Below are 18,514 nucleotides of genomic sequence, written 5' to 3'. Positions count from 1 at the left end.
ATTTCGGCAAGAGCGTATTGTTTAGCCAGCCGGCGCCGCGTTCGCCCCCGAACCCGGCGCCGGTTAGGCCCGGCGTTTGCTGGCCTACCCACGCCAGCCTGCCGGGCCGCTCCTTTTCATGGACTCCTGCCCTTTGCGCTTGTCCGGTGTGGCCGCGTGGTTGGTGAATTGTAGGTTCCGGTCGTCTCGGCCGGCGCCGCGGCATTCGTGGCAAAAGATCACCTTTACCAAATCCCAATGAAGACACGGCTGTCAGGGCCGAGACGCTCCACAAGCGTGGCGACGTCGAGCACGACATGGCGCCTGCAGGTGACGCAGTCGACGGACAAGCCTGTCCCGGCCTCCAGCTTCTTGCCTAGCGTGTCTTCAACAAAGGGGAATTTCATTGTCATGGCGATCTCCGAAAATGAGGTCGCCGCACCTGATGGGATTATATTCCTGATCGCCGATCGCTTGCCAAGGGCTTACGCGATCACGCCATGTCCAAAAGAAGTATCTTAGCCGATTTGAATATGCGGCGGTCCTAATGGGTCACCAGGCCGGCGCCTTTGAGGCACGGGCGTCGGCCACCTTTAGCCCGTCGCTAGGCGTGGGGGCACGCCAGCGACGGGCTATACCTTCGTTCACGATATTGGCGAAGACTAACGTAAGGTCGATACAGCGCACGTGCCTAAGCCCCGATCCCCCTTAACGCTGTTCCTTTTTAATGCTGCGTCTTGCCGCTTGATTGATCCGCCTGCGCCATGAACTTGTTGAAGGCGCGCGCCTCATCGACAGTCTCAAACTGCCGAGACGTTGTCGTGCCGTCCGGCTTTAGAACCACGGCGAGGAATGGAAGCCCGAACACGGGCGGGTGATAGACGGCATAGATCGTGCTGCTGCGCTTCATCGCGGCATTTTAAAGGGATTTCTGGCCCGGAACCAGATGAGCGTCGGTGTTCGGGTCGGCGGTCTTTGCGCGCGGGACCGTTAAAGGGCTTCGCAGGGCGCCCAACATGTCATCGTCGGTCAGCCCTGAATAATCCCAACTAGGCTATGATCACATGTATATTAGCATTCACGAATGGAGTATAAGACTGACGTCATCGGTCTTGCCGTTGGGGATTTATCCGATGAACGGGGGGCTCCGACTTGCTTGCCTTCGGAGATGCCAATGCGCGGGTTCTTGGTTTTAGTCCCATTGCTTTTTGCACAGATTCCGACTGCATCCCATGCCGCCGCCATCCACGACGCCGCCACGAAGGGCGATGTCGCGGCGATCACGGCTGCGCTCGACGCAGGTTCTGACGTTGATGAGAGCGATGGGAAAGCAACGCCGCTCTATCTTGCGGTCAAGGGTGGGCATCTTGCGGCGGCAAAACTGCTCATCGAACGCGGCGCTGACGTCAACGCCGCCCCGACGCTTTTGGGGCCTGCCCTGATGCCGGCTTTGGCTAAACGCAGGATCGACTTGATCAAACTGTTGCTGGACGGAGGCGCAAATCCAAATTCGAAGCGCAGCCGCGAAAACGCGATCCACATCGCGGTCAATCTCGGTTGCCTCGATTGCGTGAAGGCACTGGTCGAGGCCGGCGCTGACGTGAATGCGAAGACAAAGGACGGCAAGACACCGATCCATCTGGCAAGATTCAAGGGGCTGCGTGAAATCGCTGACTATCTCATGGCGCACGGCGTCGTCTTGCCAACGCCATCCCCGATCTCGATGAAGTTGGCCACTGCCGATATTGAGAAAGGCCGTACCTCCTTCACCCACCTATGTGCCGGTTGCCACAGCGTGGAGCCGCAGGGCGCAAACAAGACGGGACCGAACTTGTGGGGTGTCGTGAGCCGCGACAAGGCATCAGTACCAAATGCCCGTTACTCCGCCACCTTGCTGGGGTGGGAAGGCGCTTGGACATACGAGGACCTGAACAAGTATCTTGTTGAACCGATGCTCACTACGCCGGGCGTCTACATGGAGATGCCTGGGGTTCCGGACGAGGCTGAAAGGGTCAACGTGATTGCCTACTTGCGTACTCTGAGCGACAAGCCGAGCCCGCTGCCCTGAAACTGACGACCCTCAAAAGTCCTTCAGCGACGGGTGGCAGAGCTTCTCCTCACCCTTCAAGAAATTGACGCGGCCGATCAGCCCGGCTTCACCCGTTGCGTCGCCGGCAGCTTCATACCCTTCCGGCTTCCTGGAGCCTCCTTGGACGCGCTTGCCCCACCTCCCGCGTTTTGTCTCAACTTGCTAAATTGACTTAGGACCCTGCCAACGGGTGCTCCAGCGGGCGCGGCCACCCCGGGCGGGTTTTGCCGGCAGGCGGGTTTTTCTTATCGGCTGACGGGTTCTTCTCAGCGGAGATGAGCTTGTCTTGACAGCAGGCAGGCTCATTTCTCGTGCCCTCTCCAGGTCCAACTGACTGGCATACTCAGCCTCAAAGGCCTCCGAGTGCCTTCGATCCTCGCTTCGAAGATGGAAGTATGGCAGCGCAAATCCGAAAAGGATGATGACGCCGATTGCCCCCGTCATGTGGTCGATAACAGCAAGGCGGTGGAAGATCGCCATCGCGCCTGCGGTCACAACCGCCCCGTTCATTCCTGCACGGAAAGGGTCAAATTTGGGCGGCGGCGCAAGCGAATCGGCCCGTCGCTTCGCCTCTAGATAAACGGCTGCCTCATCCATCAAATAGCTCCGATAAAGAGACTTTAGCACTTTCTAATTAAATGGCTAAGCCGGCATTCGGGTCGGTTGAGCTTGCGACCGAAGTCCCGATCGGTAAGCGCAAGTGGCGAGTTTGGGGAGGGCCGTTTGGATCCGATAACGAGAAAGGCTTGGTCCCCGGCACGCCTACGCATCGGGACCCACGCGACATCGAATTGTTTCAATATCGCATGGCCGTTTCAGTTCCGTTAGCAAACCCTAAAATGCTCCGGAACCTTCCGTTCAGTCCGCTGTTGGTCAACAGGAGGTCCGTGAAGTGCGAAACCTGACAGCAGAGCATGCGCGAGCAGCAAGAACGCTATTGAAGTGGTCGCGCGTGCGGCTTGGCGCCAAGTGCAATCTTAGCGAAACGACGATCAGCGATTTTGAGAACGGGCTAAGGAAACCGCATCCCCGCAAAGTCGCCGCTGTGCTGCAGGCTTTCGAAGGAGCGGGAATTGTCTTTTCCGCCAAAGGGAGCCCATCACTAGCGCGCTCTGAGGGTCAGACTGGAGGTCGCCACACCGGCAACAGAACGTGGCGCCGTCGGCAGACACATTGCTCGGCCGAATAGAAGACTCCTGGAAGCTGGCGGAGGGAGTCCCCAAATGGCCAAGGACAAAAGCAGAGCCGACCTCCGGGCCGCAGGCCAAATCTCGCTTGACGATGAGTATGAGGTGAATTTATTCGCCCTGCAGAACAACATCACACCCGCTCAAGTTCGAGAACTCATCCGTAAGCACGGCAATAGTCGCGCGACCCTGACCAAGGCTGCCAAAGCATTGCCAGGACGATAACGAGAAATTCCCAGACGTGAGACCACCAATGAGGCGAGCCGCCTTGGCCTGAGCACCGGGCCGACCACCAGACCTTATCTACAGCGGCCCCGGATCATGACGCGACAAGCGCCTCAATCCCTGCCGTAGGCGAGCATCGACGTGGCGCGTACGCGAAGCCCGCCGTCTCGGGGAGAGAACGACGGGCTCTTGCTTGGGGGAGCGGCGGAGGGGACTGGCCGCTCGCGATAGAAATCCGCCAGACCTGAAACTGTTCCCTGAAATTTTCGACTGAGACGCTATCCACCGCCGACAGACCCGCTGATTTTTCTTCGCGCCAGCCCTGCAGTGTGAGATAATTCCGACCAGGGTTTTAGGGCGGCAACGATGTCATTGTCGCGCAACAGTGGTGTGTACGAACCCGCTGATCTGGACTTGCTGCAGCGGGTCTTTGACCGACTGTGCAAAGAACGCCGGCTCGCCCTCAAGGACAGGGACCAGAGGGAACATCTTGCCTCTCAAATCTTCGAAGTTTTCGACAACGGATCTACCGACGAGACCGAGCTGTGGCGATCGCTTTCAAAACGCACCAGAACCTAAGCCGCTACCTCCCAAGAGCCGTTCCGGTGACAGCGCCCGCCGACGCCGCTACCATTCCGATCGCATGGCCCACGGGAGAGAAAAGGAGATTTCTCGTGACAATCGCGGTTAGCAAACCTGAAGATGCCGCCATCGCCTTTGCCGACGCTTGGAATAGACACGATATGGAGGACTTTGGGGCTTTGTTCTCCGAGGACGCCAACTTCGTTAATGTCGTGGGCATGTGGTGGAAGAACCGCAGCGAGATCGAAGCGGCGCACCGCGCAACTCATGAAACGATGTTTCGTGACAGCCGATTGGAGGGTGTTGTCTCGTCATTGTCGAACTAACTCCCGGCGTTGCAGCGGTGCACTATTCGTGGACGCTGACCGGTGCATCCGCTCCGGACGGCTCACCGGCCGGACCACGGCAGGGCATCCTGCTTCTGATTGTGAAATAAGAAAAGTCGGGCTGGCGGATAAAGGTGGCCCAGAACACCGACAATGTTCCAGGGGCCATTGCTCCCCACTCCAACGCAAAGTGAGGAACTTGCGGCAGGGTTTGAGTGGTGCAGACAATTTGAATAGATTAGCATCCGCTAATGAGCGGTGCTATAATGCGCAGTCAGCCGGCAAACCTACCCCGTTTTGCTGGTTAGGCCTAGCGGCCGACCCGGCCGCTGGGCCGCCAGCCTTGACCCGGAACCGCTTTGAGGACGGCAATGCCATGGCATCGCCACAGCGGCAATATTTGATCCCGCTGATCTGGACTTGCTCCAGCGGGTGTTCAACCAACTGTGCGACGAGCGCTACCTTGCCAAGAAAGACAGGGAACAGAGGGAAGCTCTCGCAGATGAGGTGCTCGACCTTTTCCAAAATGGAATGACGGACGAAACGAAGTTATGGCAAGCGCTTTCGACGCGACGTAGCGCTTGAACCAAATAGGCCTTCCGCCAGAGGGAGAGGGCGGAAGGCCTATTGGTTTGGGAGCGGCTACATTCCTGAGAAATCGACCGCTACAGCACACAATGCACGAGGGGCGTGAGGAGTTCCAGACAGTCTAAGCATTCGCAACTGCAGGCGCTGCTTTGCCTAGGGGGCAGCCAGCAAACCGCGCGGAACATTGGGCTTCGTCAGAAGTTGGAATCCCAGTCAGCCTAGGGAATGCCCCGATGCCAGAGTATTTTGTTGAACAAATGACGGGTGAGACGGTTACTACATGGCGAGTCGTGAGGGCCGAGACACCGGGAGAGGCAGCTCGCGAAGGTACTGGATGTGATGTCAAAGCGCGAGCAGCCGAATTCATTTGGGTCAGGGTGACTGACGAGGATTTGGGCGAGGTCTATGAGTTCAGCATTGGTCAACCGCATCCGAACGCTCAATCCGCGACGCCGGCCTCGCGATGAACGGTTGCGTCCATGATCACTCATAGACGCTCCCAATTTCTTCCTCGATCTCCGTGCTGTCGATCCCGAGTGCCTTGGCGTCAGCAAAAAGCTGTTGGGCCAATTCAGCCACGGAGATGACGTCGGCGCCGACCGTCTCCGGGATGTTGTTGGAAATCCATTTGTCCAGAAAGTTGATGCCGCGCATACTCATCTCGCGACAAGCGCCGGCCCGGCATTAGGTTCCTTTCGTCGGAGACGTTAGGTCGACATCTCTTTGATGACCGCATCGAGCGAGGCGATATCTTCCAGCGCGGCTATTTCGATCGGATCAGCGGCCTGTGCTGGCGTGCGTGTCTCAGGAACGCCACTAGGCCCTATTGGCGCGTAGCTCATTACAAGGATGTCGCGATACTGCCTGAGCAGGACGAGCGCGCTATCAATGGTTCGTTGGTCCATTGATGAGATTTTAGCATATAGGTCCAACTGCGCACTAGGCTAATTCTTCCCCAAATCCTGCATCGAGGCATGCTGGTCCTGGGCCTGTTTCGGCATCAAAGGTCACCTTGTCGATGAAGCGTCCTAATTGGCATCCCCCTGTCCGTTGCTGCTACCGACAATGCCAAAATCCTGGGATTTGATATTTCCATCCGCCAAGAGAAAGCCCTCAGCAGCCAGGGCCCCGCCTCAACAGCTCACGCACCGCTGACGCTCGGCTTGGCATTCGTCTTTCAAAGCGCCAGTCCTCCAGCGCATCAATTTCCCTTTGCGACAACATTATTTGAAGACGTACAGGTCTCTCGATTTGTGGCATTTTACGACCTCACCCATAAAGCGTCGAATGAGTAGTTGGCTTATAATGAGCATAACACTCCAAAGGTTGCATGACCATCCTCTTGGGTCTGTACGCTCGATGAGGTGAATGCATTTAGGGCTGCTTCTACCGCAAGTACTAACTTATTGAAAATATTAGTTTATTTAATGCTTTGTGACTTGCCCTCCGCTTCGCGAGCGCGCATGGTGAAGGTGAGGGTAACCCGGTCCCGGAGGACAAGAGGTCACCATGCGCTACCATTATTCACAAACCCTACTGGACGACGTCACGGCGAGTGTCACTGAGGCGTTCCAGAGGCTCGGCATTGTCAACGTTCCGGTCGTGGCGGAACAAGTCAGGCGTCGCCATCCCTCGGAGAATATCGCCCTTGAGGACATTGAGGAGATAGTCCTGGACACGGCTCAAATGTTTCACATCCCGATGGAATTCGATGGTGCGAGCGCCATTTTTGCTGCGCACGAAGCGGAAACCAGGCTGGACGATTTGCGACTTCCCTCCACGACCAACCACCGCGTCTTTTGGCGAGCGAGCTTCTAACGCTTGGCCAGCGCGGGATCCAGCGCAAATCAGAGCAGATGGTGAACTGGTCGATGGCCCCGAAATATCTCGATCATCGGTTGGAATGCCCATACTGCCTCACCATCAGGCTCAGGATTCCCGATGACGCTCGTCCGGATACGCCCATTTTTTGCGATGATTGCGGAAAGTACCTTGGCACCTGGGATGAGATACAAACCGACTTTGAGAAGCAGGGCGGCCAGAACGGGGTGTTTCGACTCGACAAAGGCCGCATCCAGCGGATCCGCTAGTGCCGGCCGGCCCGCAACCCGCTAGTGTCGACCTTTCAGGAACCTAGCCTCGCGAAGCAGCGAATTCCAATCAGTTCCAATCAACTCGACCAGTCGCTTCGCCTCTTCCTGCCCGATGCCAGTCTCTCTCATCAGTCGCTCCGCCAACAGCTTTAGATGGGCGATGCGCTCATCTTCATTGTGGATTGCCGAGCACATAACGGTTCCTCCAATGACAGGAACCGCTGAAGTTGGCGTTTGTTTCGAGTGGGTCGCGACTCCGGGCTCATCCGATTTGCGGATAGAGGAACCCGACACCCACCGCTTTTTTGCCAAATAGCAGAAGATGGAAGGGCCGATAACGTCGCCAGCCGGTAGCCTTGCCGGCTAGGCCCGGCGGTCAACAAGCGCTTATCCCCGACCATCGGGTTGCTGTTTGCCAAGCCCGGCTCGCTGGTCGAGGTGACACAGGACTTGCGAGCCGGGCTGGCCGCCGACATCTTCCAATCCGGGGAGGAGTGGTTTCAACAGCCGGCGAGGAGCAAAACGTATCCGATCAGGCCTCATCATGCGATGTGGACTGAGGTCCGAATGAGCCTCCTGCAATGGTCTATTTTAGCAACTGCTTGACTATGCCGCCCTGCGCCCCAGAGTCTCCTTCATGGCGAAGGGCAGCATCAAAGTCGGCGACGAGGTCGCGATCACCGCGACCGTGCGCAAGCGCGTGACTGAGGATCGGGTCGCCGTGTTGATCCCTTCCTACCACCAGCCGCATTCGATCGTAGACCGGTCGCCAAACGTGAGCAGCGGGCAGAAGGTCGAGTTGGTGGGCGACGTCACGCATGTCGACGAGGACAGAGTGACGGTGAACCTTGGCGGTCCAGTCACGGTCAAGCTCAACACGGTGCGGCTTGTCACCAGCTACGTGGCGCCGAAACGGAAGACGCCGCTGGTCGATAAGGCGACGTAAACAAAAAGCCCGCCGGCCGAAGCCAGCGGGCAAGCGGTGGTCACGACCCTAGAGCCCGCGAGGGTCGAGCCGCAACTATGCTCGCACGGCAGGCAGGTATTCCGCGCTAACAAATGTTAGGCGATGGCCCCGCGCCTTCGCCGGGCACCCTCAAAGCGGCGCGAACGACGCCACGCAAAGATACAGGCTGACGATACTGCCGGCACCTGTGTTCGAGAGGCAGCCGCGCCACCCGGGGCGTCGGCAAAGCCGCGACGATTCATGAGGCGTGGGGGTCTATCTCACCGACGATCTCGGACGGGTCACCATCGTACTCGTCTGCCGGCATGACCGCGAGCGTGCCATCGCCGGCACGAAAGATGACGATGCTGACCATCAAGCTGGTGGCGAGGCTGAAGGCAAAGGCGTTTGCTTCTATGAGGGACATTGATCCGGCTCTCCTGCTTGGAAGCGGGGATCGATCCCCGCGTGACAGGCGCCCGATGTGTCCGGCCGAGGGCCGCAATCACCGTGGAGGCGAAGCCGCAATGGCGGCACGATTTGCGTAGTCCGACCCTTTACGGGTTGATGGCATCAGGTCCTCGGACCGGACCAAGGAATTGCGCCGACAAACGCGGAGATCGGTCCCCTGTCTCTGCTTCCAGGACGAGACAGATGTGAACCTGGTGGTTTGCTGCCTTGCCTTGATCGACGCCAGAGCGGCTTGAGCGGTCATTCGATGAACGCGCGGGGAGCGACGGAAATCAGAGCGAATGACTTGAGGCGAGTGGACTGGTAGCCCCTTCACGCGGGCCCGAACTTCATCACCGGAATGCCAAGCTTGCGGGCCTTGTCGGCGAGGTTGTCCTGAATGCCAGAGCCGGGGAAGTGAATGACGCCTATCGGCAATGTGTCGAGCATGGCATCGTTGCGTTTAAACGGCGCGGCCTTGGCATGCCTGGTCCAGTCCGGCTTGAAGGCGATCTGTGGCACCTTGCGGCTGCGAGCCCATTTGGCGGCGATCAACTCCGCACCCTTCGGTGATCCGCCGTGCAGAAGAACCATGTCAGGATGCTTGCCATGGACCTGGTCGAGCTTGGCCCAGATCAGCCTGTGATCGTTGAAATCGAGCCCGCCGGTGAAAGCGACTTTCGGTCCGGGTGGCAACAGCACCTGGCTGTCCGCATGCTTTCTCGCGGCAACGAAGTCCCTGCTGTCGATCATTGCCGCGGTCAGGTGGCGATGGTTGACGACAGAACCGGAACGCGGGCGCCAGATCGAGTGGGTGTTACGCTCGTAGTGCTCGGCGGCCTGGTCGCGCATCAATTCGAAAGCGCTGCGGCGTTCGAGCAGGGTCTGACCTTGCGCGATGAGGCGCTCGAGCTCGACCGACTTGACCTCGGATCCGTCCTGTTCGCGCTGCAGCCGCAGCTGGCTAAGCTCGTTTTCATCGAGCTCCCGCTCGATCCGCCTGGTCGCGCGATGGAACAGATTGACCGTTCCCCACAGGAGTTCCTCAAGATCGGGTTCAAGGCGTGTGTCGGCCATTGCCACCACGAGAGCGTCGAAGATATCGGCGATGCTGGCTGCGACCACCTTGCCTTCGGGAAGCGGGCGCGGGTCGGGTTCGTCGTCAAAGGGACGGAAACCGTAAAGCTGAAGTTCCTGAAGGACATGATCTGTTGGTGATGAGGGGTGAGGCTGGAAGTCGGCATCGTGCTCGGTGCTCATGGGGCCTGCCTTCGTGGGATCGCCGCGCCCATCGCGGCCTTCATGGCGACGAAGGCGATGGACGACCCGGACTTGCACCCGAAGCGTCAGCGCAGGGCCGGAACGGAGGTGGAGGATGGCGAAGACCGGATATTTTGTCTGGCGATGGAAAGGCCCGAAGAGGGGCTCCCCGTGACCTGTCGCGTGGGTTGGCAAGGGCCGCCGGAAAATAGCCGGGCGCAGCCATTGCCTGTCCGGATCGGCCGGCGCCCTATCGCCCTCTTGAAGGCCTTGGGCCGGCTCTCTCCTCAACGGAGGTCCCTTGCGCACCCGAGCCACGAAGACGCCGGCACGCCCCTCCCCTTCCCTTTCCAGTCAGGCCGCGGACGTCATGAAGCGTTCGACATCCTGCGGCGCGAGTTGGACCCGCAGCATCGCCCTCAAGGCGTCGGCACCGAGAAGACGCAGGTCCTCATTGAAGTCGCCGAGCTGCGGTACCAGGACCATCGCCTCGATACCGACCGCATTGGTGCGTTCAATGAGAGTTGCCACTGCTCCGTCACCGGCTGGATCATTGTCACGGGCGATATAGAGCCGCCGCAATGTTTCAGGAAACAGGATTGCGGACAGATGCGCCGCCGACAGTGCCGCGAGTGCCGGCATGGCGGGCAGGACAGTGCGTTGCGATAACATGGTCTCGATGCCTTCGCCGGCAGCCATGACATCGCAACAGCAGCCGAAGCGGACGGCGTGTCCGAGCAGTTGGCCCATGGCGCGTCTCGGCGTCTCAATCGGAGCGCGGCCAAGGTGAGCCTCGCTAAATCCGCCCGGATCGAGCCAGGTGCGGTGGGCGCCGGTGAGTTTGCCTTTGAGGTCGGTGACGGTTGCGATCATTGCCGGCCATGTTTCGGTCGGGCCGCGTTCCGGACGGTAATAGCAGCGCGGATGAAACCGAAGGCTCCCGGTCTCGTGCAAGGCTGTGATCGCGCGTCCACGAAGATAGGTCTCCACAAGCGTTCCTGGTATCGACCGCGACATGGAGACCAACCGCCGCGCTGCTCCTGCAGAACCGGAAGGTGCCAGCGCCCTGGTCTGCTTCGATACCGTCGGCTGCTGTTCGGAGCGCGGCAAGCTCAAAAAGTTGCAGGCTTCCGCGCTGATATCGATAAAGTCGATCAGGCCGCAGCTCTCGCGGATCACGTCCAGCAGGTCACCGTGCTCGCCGGTAGCAGCATCAGTCCATTTGCCGGCGGGACCTTTGGGAGTGTCGTTCAGCCTTACATACATCGATCGCCCAGGCGTGTTTCGGGCGTCGCCTACCAACCAATAGTTGCCATGGCGCCGGCCGTTTGAAAGATAGTTCCGACATACCGCCTCCGCCTGCCGGCTGAGACGGCGCGCGAGGTCGTTCGGGCTTCTAGACACGGTCCGGCGCCAGAAAAAAGCCCGCCGTCTCCGGCGGGCCAGATGAAGACTTGCGGCTGATCATTCAGCAGCGATCGTGTGAGGCTCATTCGCGGCTTCGTCATTTTCAGCGAAGCTCTCGGTGTCGGCCACGGACAATTCGCCGTCGTTCCCTGCCGTCGCTTCGACCACCGTTTGCGGCGATCCTGTCTCATTCGTTTCTGTATTCCCGTTTCCCGGGGTGCGCAGGGGCTCAGGTAGCCAACCGCTGCTGCCGATCAGCTTCTCCGCCTCGCTCGCCATGTCGCCCTTCTTGAGGTGCGCTATTCGGTCAGCGGCTTCCTGCCCCTTCGCTTCAGTGAGTGCCTGGAGAATGCGCGCCTTTGTGACACGTCCGAAGAAGTTGTCGACAGACGGCCGCCAGCCGGCCGCCGTCATGTCGAGGGTGATGGCCTGTGCCAGCCGGTCGGCATGGGCGAGAGCGCGCGGGCGCCTGTTCCATGTTTCATGCACGGCGTTAACCGACATGCTGACGGCATGTGCGAAAAGCGCAGCCTGGCGATCGCGATCCCAGTCGCGAAGGGCATCCCAAAGGTCGGCAGCTTCCTTCGGCAGCGCGTTAGCCCACAGGTCGTGTCGCACACGGATCGCCTGTGCGCAGGTGCTGTCGTTCAATCCTGAGGCTTGAGCGCCGAAACCGACGCTCTTCAAGTCCAACTCCAGGCAGCTATCTGATCCATATTGGTAGAAGATCTTCAGCGTGAACGCGTGCAAGGCGGCGAGGAAGGCGACGTCTGGATTTCCACCGAGCGCCTCGCGCAGGCCAAGGGTTCGATGTGCCGTCAGTTCCGTCATGAGCCGGTCAGAAATCGGCGAGATGCCATCGGCCTCCTCGGGCTCGGCCAGCGGCTCACGATCGGCCGAAACGCTTTCCCCGTCTCGGACGGCAGAAGCTGTCAGGGATTCCTCCCCCTCTTCGCTTTGCTGCGTTCCGATGGGCAACTCGTCCTCGGGACGGACGAAGCCGCGCTCGACGCGGAGACACCCGTCTGGCGCGATGCTGATGAAGCCACCGGCGCGGGCAACCTCGAGCGGGTCGAAGGTGAGTGGCCGGTTTTCGAAGGACTGAAGTCCAGTCTCCAATTCAGCGAGACGCTGATCGATTTCGTCCGGGAGGTCCTCGACGCTGTCATATTCCTCCGACAGACGGTCGAACTCGAGCTGCAAGGCCTTACGCGTCGACTCCTCCTCGGCGCTAAGAGGCGACGGTTCTCCGCGCAGTTGGCGGAGACCGAAGGCGTGGCCGTAGGCGAAGTCGGGCGCGATTTCGATCCACTTCCAGCCTTCTGCGCGAACCGCCTCCGCGCGTCGTTCCAACTCATCCGCGACCAGCCGGTCTACCAGGACGACGTCCTGCAGCCAGCCACCGTCGTCGCCCTGGAACAGGTCGCGCATGACTATGCCTCCGGCCTCGACATAGGCGTCGATGCCGATGAACTGCACCCGCTTGTCTGACGCACGCACCGAGCCCTCCGTCAGCATGCGCCGAATGGCATAGGGCTGCTTGTCATAGGAGGGCTTCAGGCGTTCGAATACCTGCTGCTGGCGTTCATGATCGCCGGATACAGTGAACGCCATGAGTTGGTCGAGCGTCAGACCATCTTCGGCATAAATCTCAAGCAGTGCCGGTGACACCGAAGCCAGCTTCAGGCGTTGCTTGACCACACCGGTCGAGACGAAGAACGCGGCAGCGATATCCTCCTCTGACTGCCCCTTCTCGCGAAGGGCAAGGAAGGCCCGGAACTGGTCGAGCGGATGAAGGGGCGCGCGCTGGACATTTTCCGCCAGCGAGTCTTCCTCGGCAATACCCTCCTCTCGCACGATGCAGGGAACCGGCGCGGTTTTGCTGAGGCGCTTTTGCCTCACCAGAAGGTCCAACGCCCGATAACGGCGGCCACCTGCCGGAATCTCGAACATGCCGGTTTCCACGCCGGCTTCATCCCTGACTGGCCGGACGCTGAGCCCCTGCAACAGGCCGCGGCGGGCAACGTCCTCGGCCAGTTCCTCAACCGAGACGCCGGCTTTCACGCGCCTGACATTTGCCTGACTGAGCACAAGCATGTTGAAAGGGATGTCGCGCGAAGACGACAGGGTTATCTTTTTGGCAATAGCAGCCATCGATGTTACTCCGCGACGGGCAGCCGAAAGCCACTCTCTCGACCTCCAACCCGTCACAAAGCGCAGCGCCGCCCTCTTACTCTTGAGGACGACGCCGCAGCACGAGAAAAAGAAGACGCGAAGCGGACAGAACTGGAGACCGGTGCATCTCCTGGCTTCCAGAATGTCAGACCGCCTTGTCGAACAGCTTCTTCGCCCGCGCCTCCAGATCAAGCCGGGCATCCTGATGGGTCTTGTCGCGAGCCACCGCCGTGATGCCCTGCACGAAGTCGAAAACACTTTCAGGCTTGCGACCTTCCTCGGTCAGCACTGTCTCAATGATCCTGGTCGCCTCCGCCTTTGAGAAGCCACGCTTGCGCAGGAAGTCGCCGCGATCGTCATCGGTACGGGCAACGATCCGCTCGCGCGCCGCCTTGATGCCGTTGATGAAGGGCATGGGCGACGAATTGGCAAAGCGTGCAAGCGCCGGCGCGGCCTCACGCGCAAAACGTGAAGCTGCGTATTTCGAATGACGAATGGTAATCTCCTCGAAGTCCTCAACACCCCAGAGATTGCGATTCTGGCAAACGGCGCGAAGATAGAAGCTTGCGATGCCGAGCGTCTTGGCGCCGACCTCCGAATTCCAACAGTAAAAGCCACGGAAATAAAGATCGGCTGAGCCGTCCCGTAGCCGGCCAGCCTCGATCGGATTGAGATCGTCGACCAGGAAAAGGAACACGTCGCGGTCAGAGGCGTAGAGCGTCGTGGTGTCCTTAGTGATGTCGGCTCGCGGATTATAAATGCTGGTCGACCAGTCAAGGACGCCCGGCACCTTCCACCGGGTGTCACCTGTGCCGTTGCCGGCGATGCGCTGCACGGCGGCGACCAGTTCGCGATCGAAGATGCGGCCGTAGTCCGGGCCGGTGACCGCACGCAACTTAACACGACCATCCTCGATTTCCAGTGTCTTCACCTGTTCGGAGCGGTGAGACGTCAGGCCATATTGTAGATTGATGCCGGCGAGCGGCGCTGGAAGTTGGCGCAAATAGGCCGCCGGCGCGCCAACAAGACTCGCCAGTTGGCCAAAACTCCAATGAGTTGGGGCGATTGGAATATCGGAGCCCGGCAGCACCAGCGTCAGGCGCTCGGCATCGTTGCGGCTTGCCTCTACACGAATAGCCGCGCTTTCCACGGTTCTCGTCCGGCTGCGCTCGGTCCGCGTCTGCACCGCCTCGAATAGCTCCGATAAGGACAAGTAGCGCTCGTCGGCCGGCCGCGAAAACCATTCCGAGGACACGCGACCAATCCGCTCGCCGCGGCTCAAATCCACCTTGAAGCCGCCGGAAAGATCACGGGTGGCGTTCAGAACTTGTGTCATGGGTCGTCTCCATGACGGGCGCCGAAGGCCTCTCCTTCCGCCTCAACCCGTCGCCGAAAACCCGGCCCTTCTCTGACTCTTTGTCGGGAGAGCCCCCGCTCTCCCGACAAACACAAAAAAGGGCGTACAAGGCGGAAGCACCGAAAAGCCCGTCGGAGGGAGTAAGTCAGTTCGGTGCTGGAGCAGGTTCGTGGCCCTGAGACCGGTTCAACAGGGCGGCCGTAGGAGCATCAGCATAGCGCCGCCGTAAGGCGGGATGCGGGACCGACAGCCCCCGGCGAAGGGCGCTATATGATGCTTCCTCGGTAAGCTTGACCTCGGAGCGGCATGCGATCCGTCGAGGCGCGTCAGGTCGAATAACCGTTTCTTCGGTCCGGGTCATGGCGACCCTGACTGACCGATATATGCGAAAACACCGCCCAACATACGCTTATCGACTTTCGCCCTTTCCATCCTCGCCAGCTATCGGCAGCAATCGTTCTGCGACACGAGGAAAGGTAGGCCGCCATGACTGATCCCAGGGAGGCTACAATAAAGCGGACGATCCGCCGTAAGGAGCTACGTGAAATCGTCCCTCTGGCTGACAGCACAATCTATGAAATGGAGCAGCGCGGGCAATTTCCGCGACGTTTCGCTCTTACCCCCCGTTGCGTCGTGTGGGATTTGGCCGAGGTTGAAGCCTGGCTCCATGCGCGCAGGGCAGCACCAATTCCCCGAGCCAGCCCTCCAGATGTGCGTTTGAGAAAGACCGCTCCTGTCAAAGCGCTGGATCGGGCTCAAAGACCGTCATCATCGGGGGCATAAGGACGACGGGCCGCTTCCTTCCCTCGACCCAGGCTTCCACTGCATCGGACCATTCTTGCATCATGTGGCGGCGCTGAACTTCGTATTCCGCCTTGTTGTAGACGCCGCGGGAGGAGCGACCGTCCTCGTGAGCCAGGCATTTTTCGATCCAGTCGCTGTTGAACCCTAGTTCGTTCAAAAGTGTAGAGCCCGTGCGCCGGAGATCGTGCACGGTGAATGGCTCAAGCGGCAGGCCTTCCTTCTTCGCCAGTTCGGCCACCGCATAGGTCACACGATTGAAGGTTGCGCGCGCCATTGGCGCGTCCGCGTCGTAGCGGGATGGCAGCACGAAACGAGAGTTCCCCGAGCAGGTCTTGAGCGCAACAAAGATGTCGAGCGCCTGGCGTGATAGATAGACGTTGTGGGCCTTCGATCGCTTCATCCGTTCCTTTGGAATGGTCCAGACCGCATGCTCGAAGTCAACCTCGTCCCAGGTTGCGTCCTGAAGTTCGCTTTTTCGAACCATCGTGAACAGGATGAGGCGAAGGCCAAGGCGAATGGTGGGCAGTGTTGCGACGTTCTCCAGTATCTTGAGCATGACGCGGATTTCAGTTGGGGAGAGCGAGCGATCTCTCGGGACAAAGTGAGCAATCGATGCCGGCCCTACGTCGTCGGCCGGATTGGACACCTTCTCGCCATGGAGAATGGCGAAGCCGTAAATTTGCTTGAGGATATCACGGACGTGGATCGCCGTTGCCGGCGCTCCACGCTCGACGATCTTGGCACATTGGGCGCGAAGATCGTCCGGTGTGATTTCGGTCAGCAGCCTATTGCGCCAAACCGGCAGGAGTTCGCGTTCGTAAATTGACCGGCGCATCGATCGAGTGCTGTCCGCCATCGGCGCCAAAGTCAGCCACTTCTCTCCGAATTGGCCAAAGCTCTTGGCTTCTTTCAGTCGCCGTTTGTCTCGTTGCTTTTCGATGGCAGGAGAGCGGCCTTCTCTGATAGCTCGACGCGCATCGAGGCATTTCTCGCGCGCTTGGAGCAGGGAGATCCCATCGCGCCCGTACTTGCCGAGGTAGACGGTCTCCCTCCGGCCATTGAGCCTGTAGTCCAGACGAAACGAGATCGTGCCGCTAGGCATGACGCGGACATACATCCCGTCACGATCCGCCACCTTGTACATTTTCTGCTTTATTTTCAATGCCTTGATTGCGGCGTCCGTCAGCATCCCGACTGCCTTTCCAAAAGTACCGTCACGGGTTTTTTGAGGGCTTTTGGCGGAACTTCTTCTTAATTTTCATAGCCTTAGCCTGAAAAAAGTACCGTCATCAGACCTCTATGACGTGACGGTACTGTCGAAAATTCATCGTGGCAATATGTCGGAGGTCCGGCAGCCAGTCCGGCAAGGCCGAACAATGCACGCCGATAGGCAGCGAAAGCTGCTGGCCAAAATTATTTTTAATTTCAGTTAGTTAGATCGATTTCTGGCGCAATTTCGGCGACGTTCGGATAGACCTGAATCATTCCCACTCGATTGTGCCGGGCGGCTTCGACGTCACGTCGTAGACGACGCGGTTGATGCCCCGCACCTCGTTGATGATGCGGGTGGCGGCGGCGGCGAGGAAGTTCATGTCGTAGTGGTAGAAGTCGGCCGTCATGCCGTCGACCGAGGTGACGGCGCGCAGCGCGCAGACGAACTCGTAGGTGCGGCCGTCACCCATCACGCCGACGGTCTGCACCGGCAAGAGCACGGCGAAGGCCTGCCAGATGGCGTCATAGAGACCGGCCTTGCGGATCTCGTCGAGATAGATGGCGTCGGCCTCGCGCAGGATCTCCAGCTTGTCGCGGGAAATTCCGCCCGGGCAGCGTATGGCAAGGCCGGGGCCCGGGAACGGATGGCGGCCGATGAAGCTTTCGGGCAGGCCAAGCTCCTTGCCCAGCGCCCTCACCTCGTCCTTGAACAGCTCGCGCAGCGGCTCGACCAGCTTCATGTTCATGCGCTCGGGCAGGCCGCCGACATTGTGGTGCGACTTGATCGTCACCGACGGGCCGCCGGAGAAGGAGACGCTTTCGATGACGTCGGGATAGAGCGTACCCTGGGCCAGGAAGTCGGCGCCGCCGAGCTTCTTTGCCTCTTCCTCGAACACTTCGATGAACAGCCGGCCGATGGTCTTGCGCTTCTTCTCCGGGTCGCTCTCGCCTTCCAGCGCCGAGATGAAACGGTCGGAGGCATCGACCAGGATCAGCGGCAAATTGTAGTGCTGGCGGAACATCTCCACCACGCTCGCCGCCTCGTTCTTGCGCATCAGCCCGTGGTCGACGAGGATGCAGGTCAGCTGGTCGCCGACCGCCTCGTGGATGAGGAGCGCTGCAACCGAGGAATCGACGCCGCCCGACAGCGCGCAGATCACCTTGCCCTTGCCGACCTGGTTGCGGATCGCCTCGACGGCATGCTCGCGATAGGCGCGCATCGTCCAGTCGCCCTCGATGCCGGCGATGTTGTGGACGAAATTGCGGAGCAGCCTGGCGCCATCCGGCGTGTGCACCACTTCGGGGTGGAACATGATGCCGTACATCTTGCGCTCGACATCGCCGAAGATGGCGAAGGGCGAGCCTTCCGACCTGCCGAACACCTCGAAGCCCTCCGGCAAGGAGATGACGCGGTCGCCATGGCTCATCCACACCTGGTGGCGCTGGCCGGGCGCCCACAGCCCCTCGAACAGCGGGCTTTCCTTCTCGATCTCGACGAAGGCGCGGCCGAATTCGCGATGGTTGGAGCTTTCGGCGACGCCGCCCATCTGCACGCAGAGCGCCATCTGGCCGTAGCAGATGCCGAGCACCGGCACGCCGGCCTCGAAGACGATCTGCGGCGCGCGCGGGCTGCCGATATCGGTGGTCGAGGCGGGGCCGCCGGAGAGGATCACCGCTTTCGGGTTGATGCGCTTGAAAGCCGCCTCGGCCGACTGGAACGGCACGATCTCGGAAAAGACGCCGGCCTCGCGGATGCGGCGGGCGATAAGCTGCGTGAACTGGCTGCCGAAGTCGACAATCAGGACGGTGTCGGAGCGATTGGCTGTTTTCATGG

At 60.0% G+C, this 18,514-nt stretch carries 19 protein-coding genes and 2 pseudogenes; 8 read left to right on the top strand and 13 right to left on the bottom strand.

The window, feature by feature from the left end:
• Positions 1–224: 224 nt before the first annotated feature.
• Positions 225–392 (bottom strand): hypothetical protein, encoded by a 168-nt coding sequence (locus tag EN857_RS35005; protein ID WP_187331542.1) that lies wholly within the window; start codon positions 390–392, stop codon positions 225–227.
• 311 nt (positions 393–703) lie between these two features.
• Positions 704–889, bottom strand: coding sequence for a hypothetical protein (locus EN857_RS32475; protein ID WP_128346231.1), 186 nt, complete (start codon positions 887–889; stop codon positions 704–706).
• Positions 890–1,153: 264 nt separating this feature from the next.
• Here EN857_RS32475 and EN857_RS32470 point away from each other — a divergent pair, with 264 nt between their 5' ends.
• Positions 1,154–2,047: an ankyrin repeat domain-containing protein gene (locus EN857_RS32470; RefSeq protein ID WP_135859640.1), complete on the top strand. Its 894-nt coding sequence runs from the start codon at positions 1,154–1,156 to the stop codon at positions 2,045–2,047.
• Between the two features lie 183 nt (positions 2,048–2,230).
• On the opposite strand, the gene EN857_RS32460 is transcribed toward EN857_RS32470, so the two are convergent.
• Entirely contained in the window at positions 2,231–2,665 is a 435-nt protein-coding gene (locus EN857_RS32460; RefSeq protein ID WP_135859639.1) for a hypothetical protein, read from the bottom strand.
• Positions 2,666–2,960: 295 nt separating this feature from the next.
• Here EN857_RS32460 and EN857_RS32455 point away from each other — a divergent pair, with 295 nt between their 5' ends.
• The 3 genes from EN857_RS32455 to EN857_RS35960 all read left to right on the top strand — a co-directional run bounded on the left by EN857_RS32455 (position 2,961) and on the right by EN857_RS35960 (position 4,388).
• Entirely contained in the window at positions 2,961–3,257 is a 297-nt protein-coding gene (locus EN857_RS32455) for a helix-turn-helix transcriptional regulator (RefSeq protein WP_281015769.1), read from the top strand.
• Positions 3,258–3,291: 34 nt separating this feature from the next.
• Entirely contained in the window at positions 3,292–3,480 is a 189-nt protein-coding gene (locus EN857_RS32450) for a DUF3606 domain-containing protein (protein WP_128346228.1), read from the top strand.
• Between the two features lie 674 nt (positions 3,481–4,154).
• Positions 4,155–4,388 carry an SgcJ/EcaC family oxidoreductase gene (locus EN857_RS35960; RefSeq protein WP_245493329.1) on the top strand — a complete coding sequence of 78 codons (234 nt, stop codon included), beginning with the start codon at positions 4,155–4,157 and terminating at the stop codon, positions 4,386–4,388.
• 1,027 nt (positions 4,389–5,415) lie between these two features.
• Here EN857_RS35960 and EN857_RS32435 read toward each other — a convergent pair.
• The 3 genes and pseudogenes from EN857_RS32435 to EN857_RS35955 all read right to left on the bottom strand — a co-directional run bounded on the left by EN857_RS32435 (position 5,416) and on the right by EN857_RS35955 (position 6,236).
• Positions 5,416–5,636 (bottom strand): annotated as a pseudogene (locus tag EN857_RS32435) (hypothetical protein).
• A 47-nt stretch (positions 5,637–5,683) separates the two neighbouring features.
• Positions 5,684–5,881, bottom strand: coding sequence for a hypothetical protein (locus EN857_RS32430; protein ID WP_135859638.1), 198 nt, complete (start codon positions 5,879–5,881; stop codon positions 5,684–5,686).
• A 123-nt stretch (positions 5,882–6,004) separates the two neighbouring features.
• Positions 6,005–6,236: pseudogene (locus tag EN857_RS35955) on the bottom strand (hypothetical protein).
• Between the two features lie 249 nt (positions 6,237–6,485).
• Between EN857_RS35955 and EN857_RS32420 the strand changes: the two are divergent.
• The 3 genes from EN857_RS32420 (at position 6,486) to EN857_RS32410 (ending at position 8,015) form a co-directional block, all read left to right on the top strand.
• Entirely contained in the window at positions 6,486–6,794 is a 309-nt protein-coding gene (locus EN857_RS32420; RefSeq protein ID WP_128346184.1) for a hypothetical protein, read from the top strand.
• 41 nt (positions 6,795–6,835) lie between these two features.
• Positions 6,836–7,066, top strand: a complete 231-nt coding sequence (locus EN857_RS32415) for a hypothetical protein (protein ID WP_245493311.1) — start codon at positions 6,836–6,838, stop codon at positions 7,064–7,066.
• A gap of 640 nt (positions 7,067–7,706) precedes the next feature.
• On the top strand, positions 7,707–8,015 hold the full coding sequence (locus EN857_RS32410) for a hypothetical protein (protein WP_127282183.1): 309 nt from the start codon (positions 7,707–7,709) through the stop codon (positions 8,013–8,015).
• 259 nt (positions 8,016–8,274) lie between these two features.
• Here the strand turns inward: EN857_RS32410 and EN857_RS35000 are convergent, their stop codons facing one another.
• The 5 genes from EN857_RS35000 to EN857_RS32390 all read right to left on the bottom strand — a co-directional run bounded on the left by EN857_RS35000 (position 8,275) and on the right by EN857_RS32390 (position 14,643).
• A complete protein-coding gene (locus EN857_RS35000) occupies positions 8,275–8,442 on the bottom strand; it encodes a hypothetical protein (RefSeq protein WP_187331533.1) in 168 nt (55 codons plus the stop codon).
• A 356-nt stretch (positions 8,443–8,798) separates the two neighbouring features.
• Positions 8,799–9,725, bottom strand: coding sequence for a DUF2493 domain-containing protein (locus EN857_RS32405; RefSeq protein WP_135859641.1), 927 nt, complete (start codon positions 9,723–9,725; stop codon positions 8,799–8,801).
• 354 nt (positions 9,726–10,079) lie between these two features.
• Positions 10,080–11,129 carry a toprim domain-containing protein gene (locus EN857_RS32400; RefSeq protein WP_135859637.1) on the bottom strand — a complete coding sequence of 350 codons (1,050 nt, stop codon included), beginning with the start codon at positions 11,127–11,129 and terminating at the stop codon, positions 10,080–10,082.
• Positions 11,130–11,189: 60 nt separating this feature from the next.
• Positions 11,190–13,286, bottom strand: coding sequence for a ParB/RepB/Spo0J family partition protein (locus EN857_RS32395; protein WP_135859636.1), 2,097 nt, complete (start codon positions 13,284–13,286; stop codon positions 11,190–11,192).
• Positions 13,287–13,452: 166 nt separating this feature from the next.
• Entirely contained in the window at positions 13,453–14,643 is a 1,191-nt protein-coding gene (locus tag EN857_RS32390) for a DUF932 domain-containing protein (protein WP_128346187.1), read from the bottom strand.
• Positions 14,644–15,150: 507 nt separating this feature from the next.
• Here EN857_RS32390 and EN857_RS32385 point away from each other — a divergent pair.
• Positions 15,151–15,447, top strand: a complete 297-nt coding sequence (locus tag EN857_RS32385; protein WP_127399894.1) for an AlpA family phage regulatory protein — start codon at positions 15,151–15,153, stop codon at positions 15,445–15,447.
• On the opposite strand, the gene EN857_RS32380 is transcribed toward EN857_RS32385, so the two are convergent.
• On the bottom strand, positions 15,401–16,657 hold the full coding sequence (locus EN857_RS32380; protein ID WP_128346188.1) for a site-specific integrase: 1,257 nt from the start codon (positions 16,655–16,657) through the stop codon (positions 15,401–15,403). The genes EN857_RS32385 and EN857_RS32380 overlap by 47 nt on opposite strands.
• Positions 16,658–16,949: 292 nt before the next feature.
• Positions 16,950–18,512, bottom strand: coding sequence for a glutamine-hydrolyzing GMP synthase (gene guaA / locus EN857_RS32375; protein WP_127309486.1), 1,563 nt, complete (start codon positions 18,510–18,512; stop codon positions 16,950–16,952).
• Positions 18,513–18,514 lie beyond the last annotated feature (2 nt).

Source organism: Mesorhizobium sp. M4B.F.Ca.ET.214.01.1.1 (assembly GCF_004791545.1).
Taxonomy (GTDB): Bacteria; Pseudomonadota; Alphaproteobacteria; order Rhizobiales; family Rhizobiaceae; genus Mesorhizobium; species Mesorhizobium abyssinicae.
Note: the sequence above shows the minus strand (reverse complement) of the source record. Positions and strands in the feature narration are given on the sequence as shown.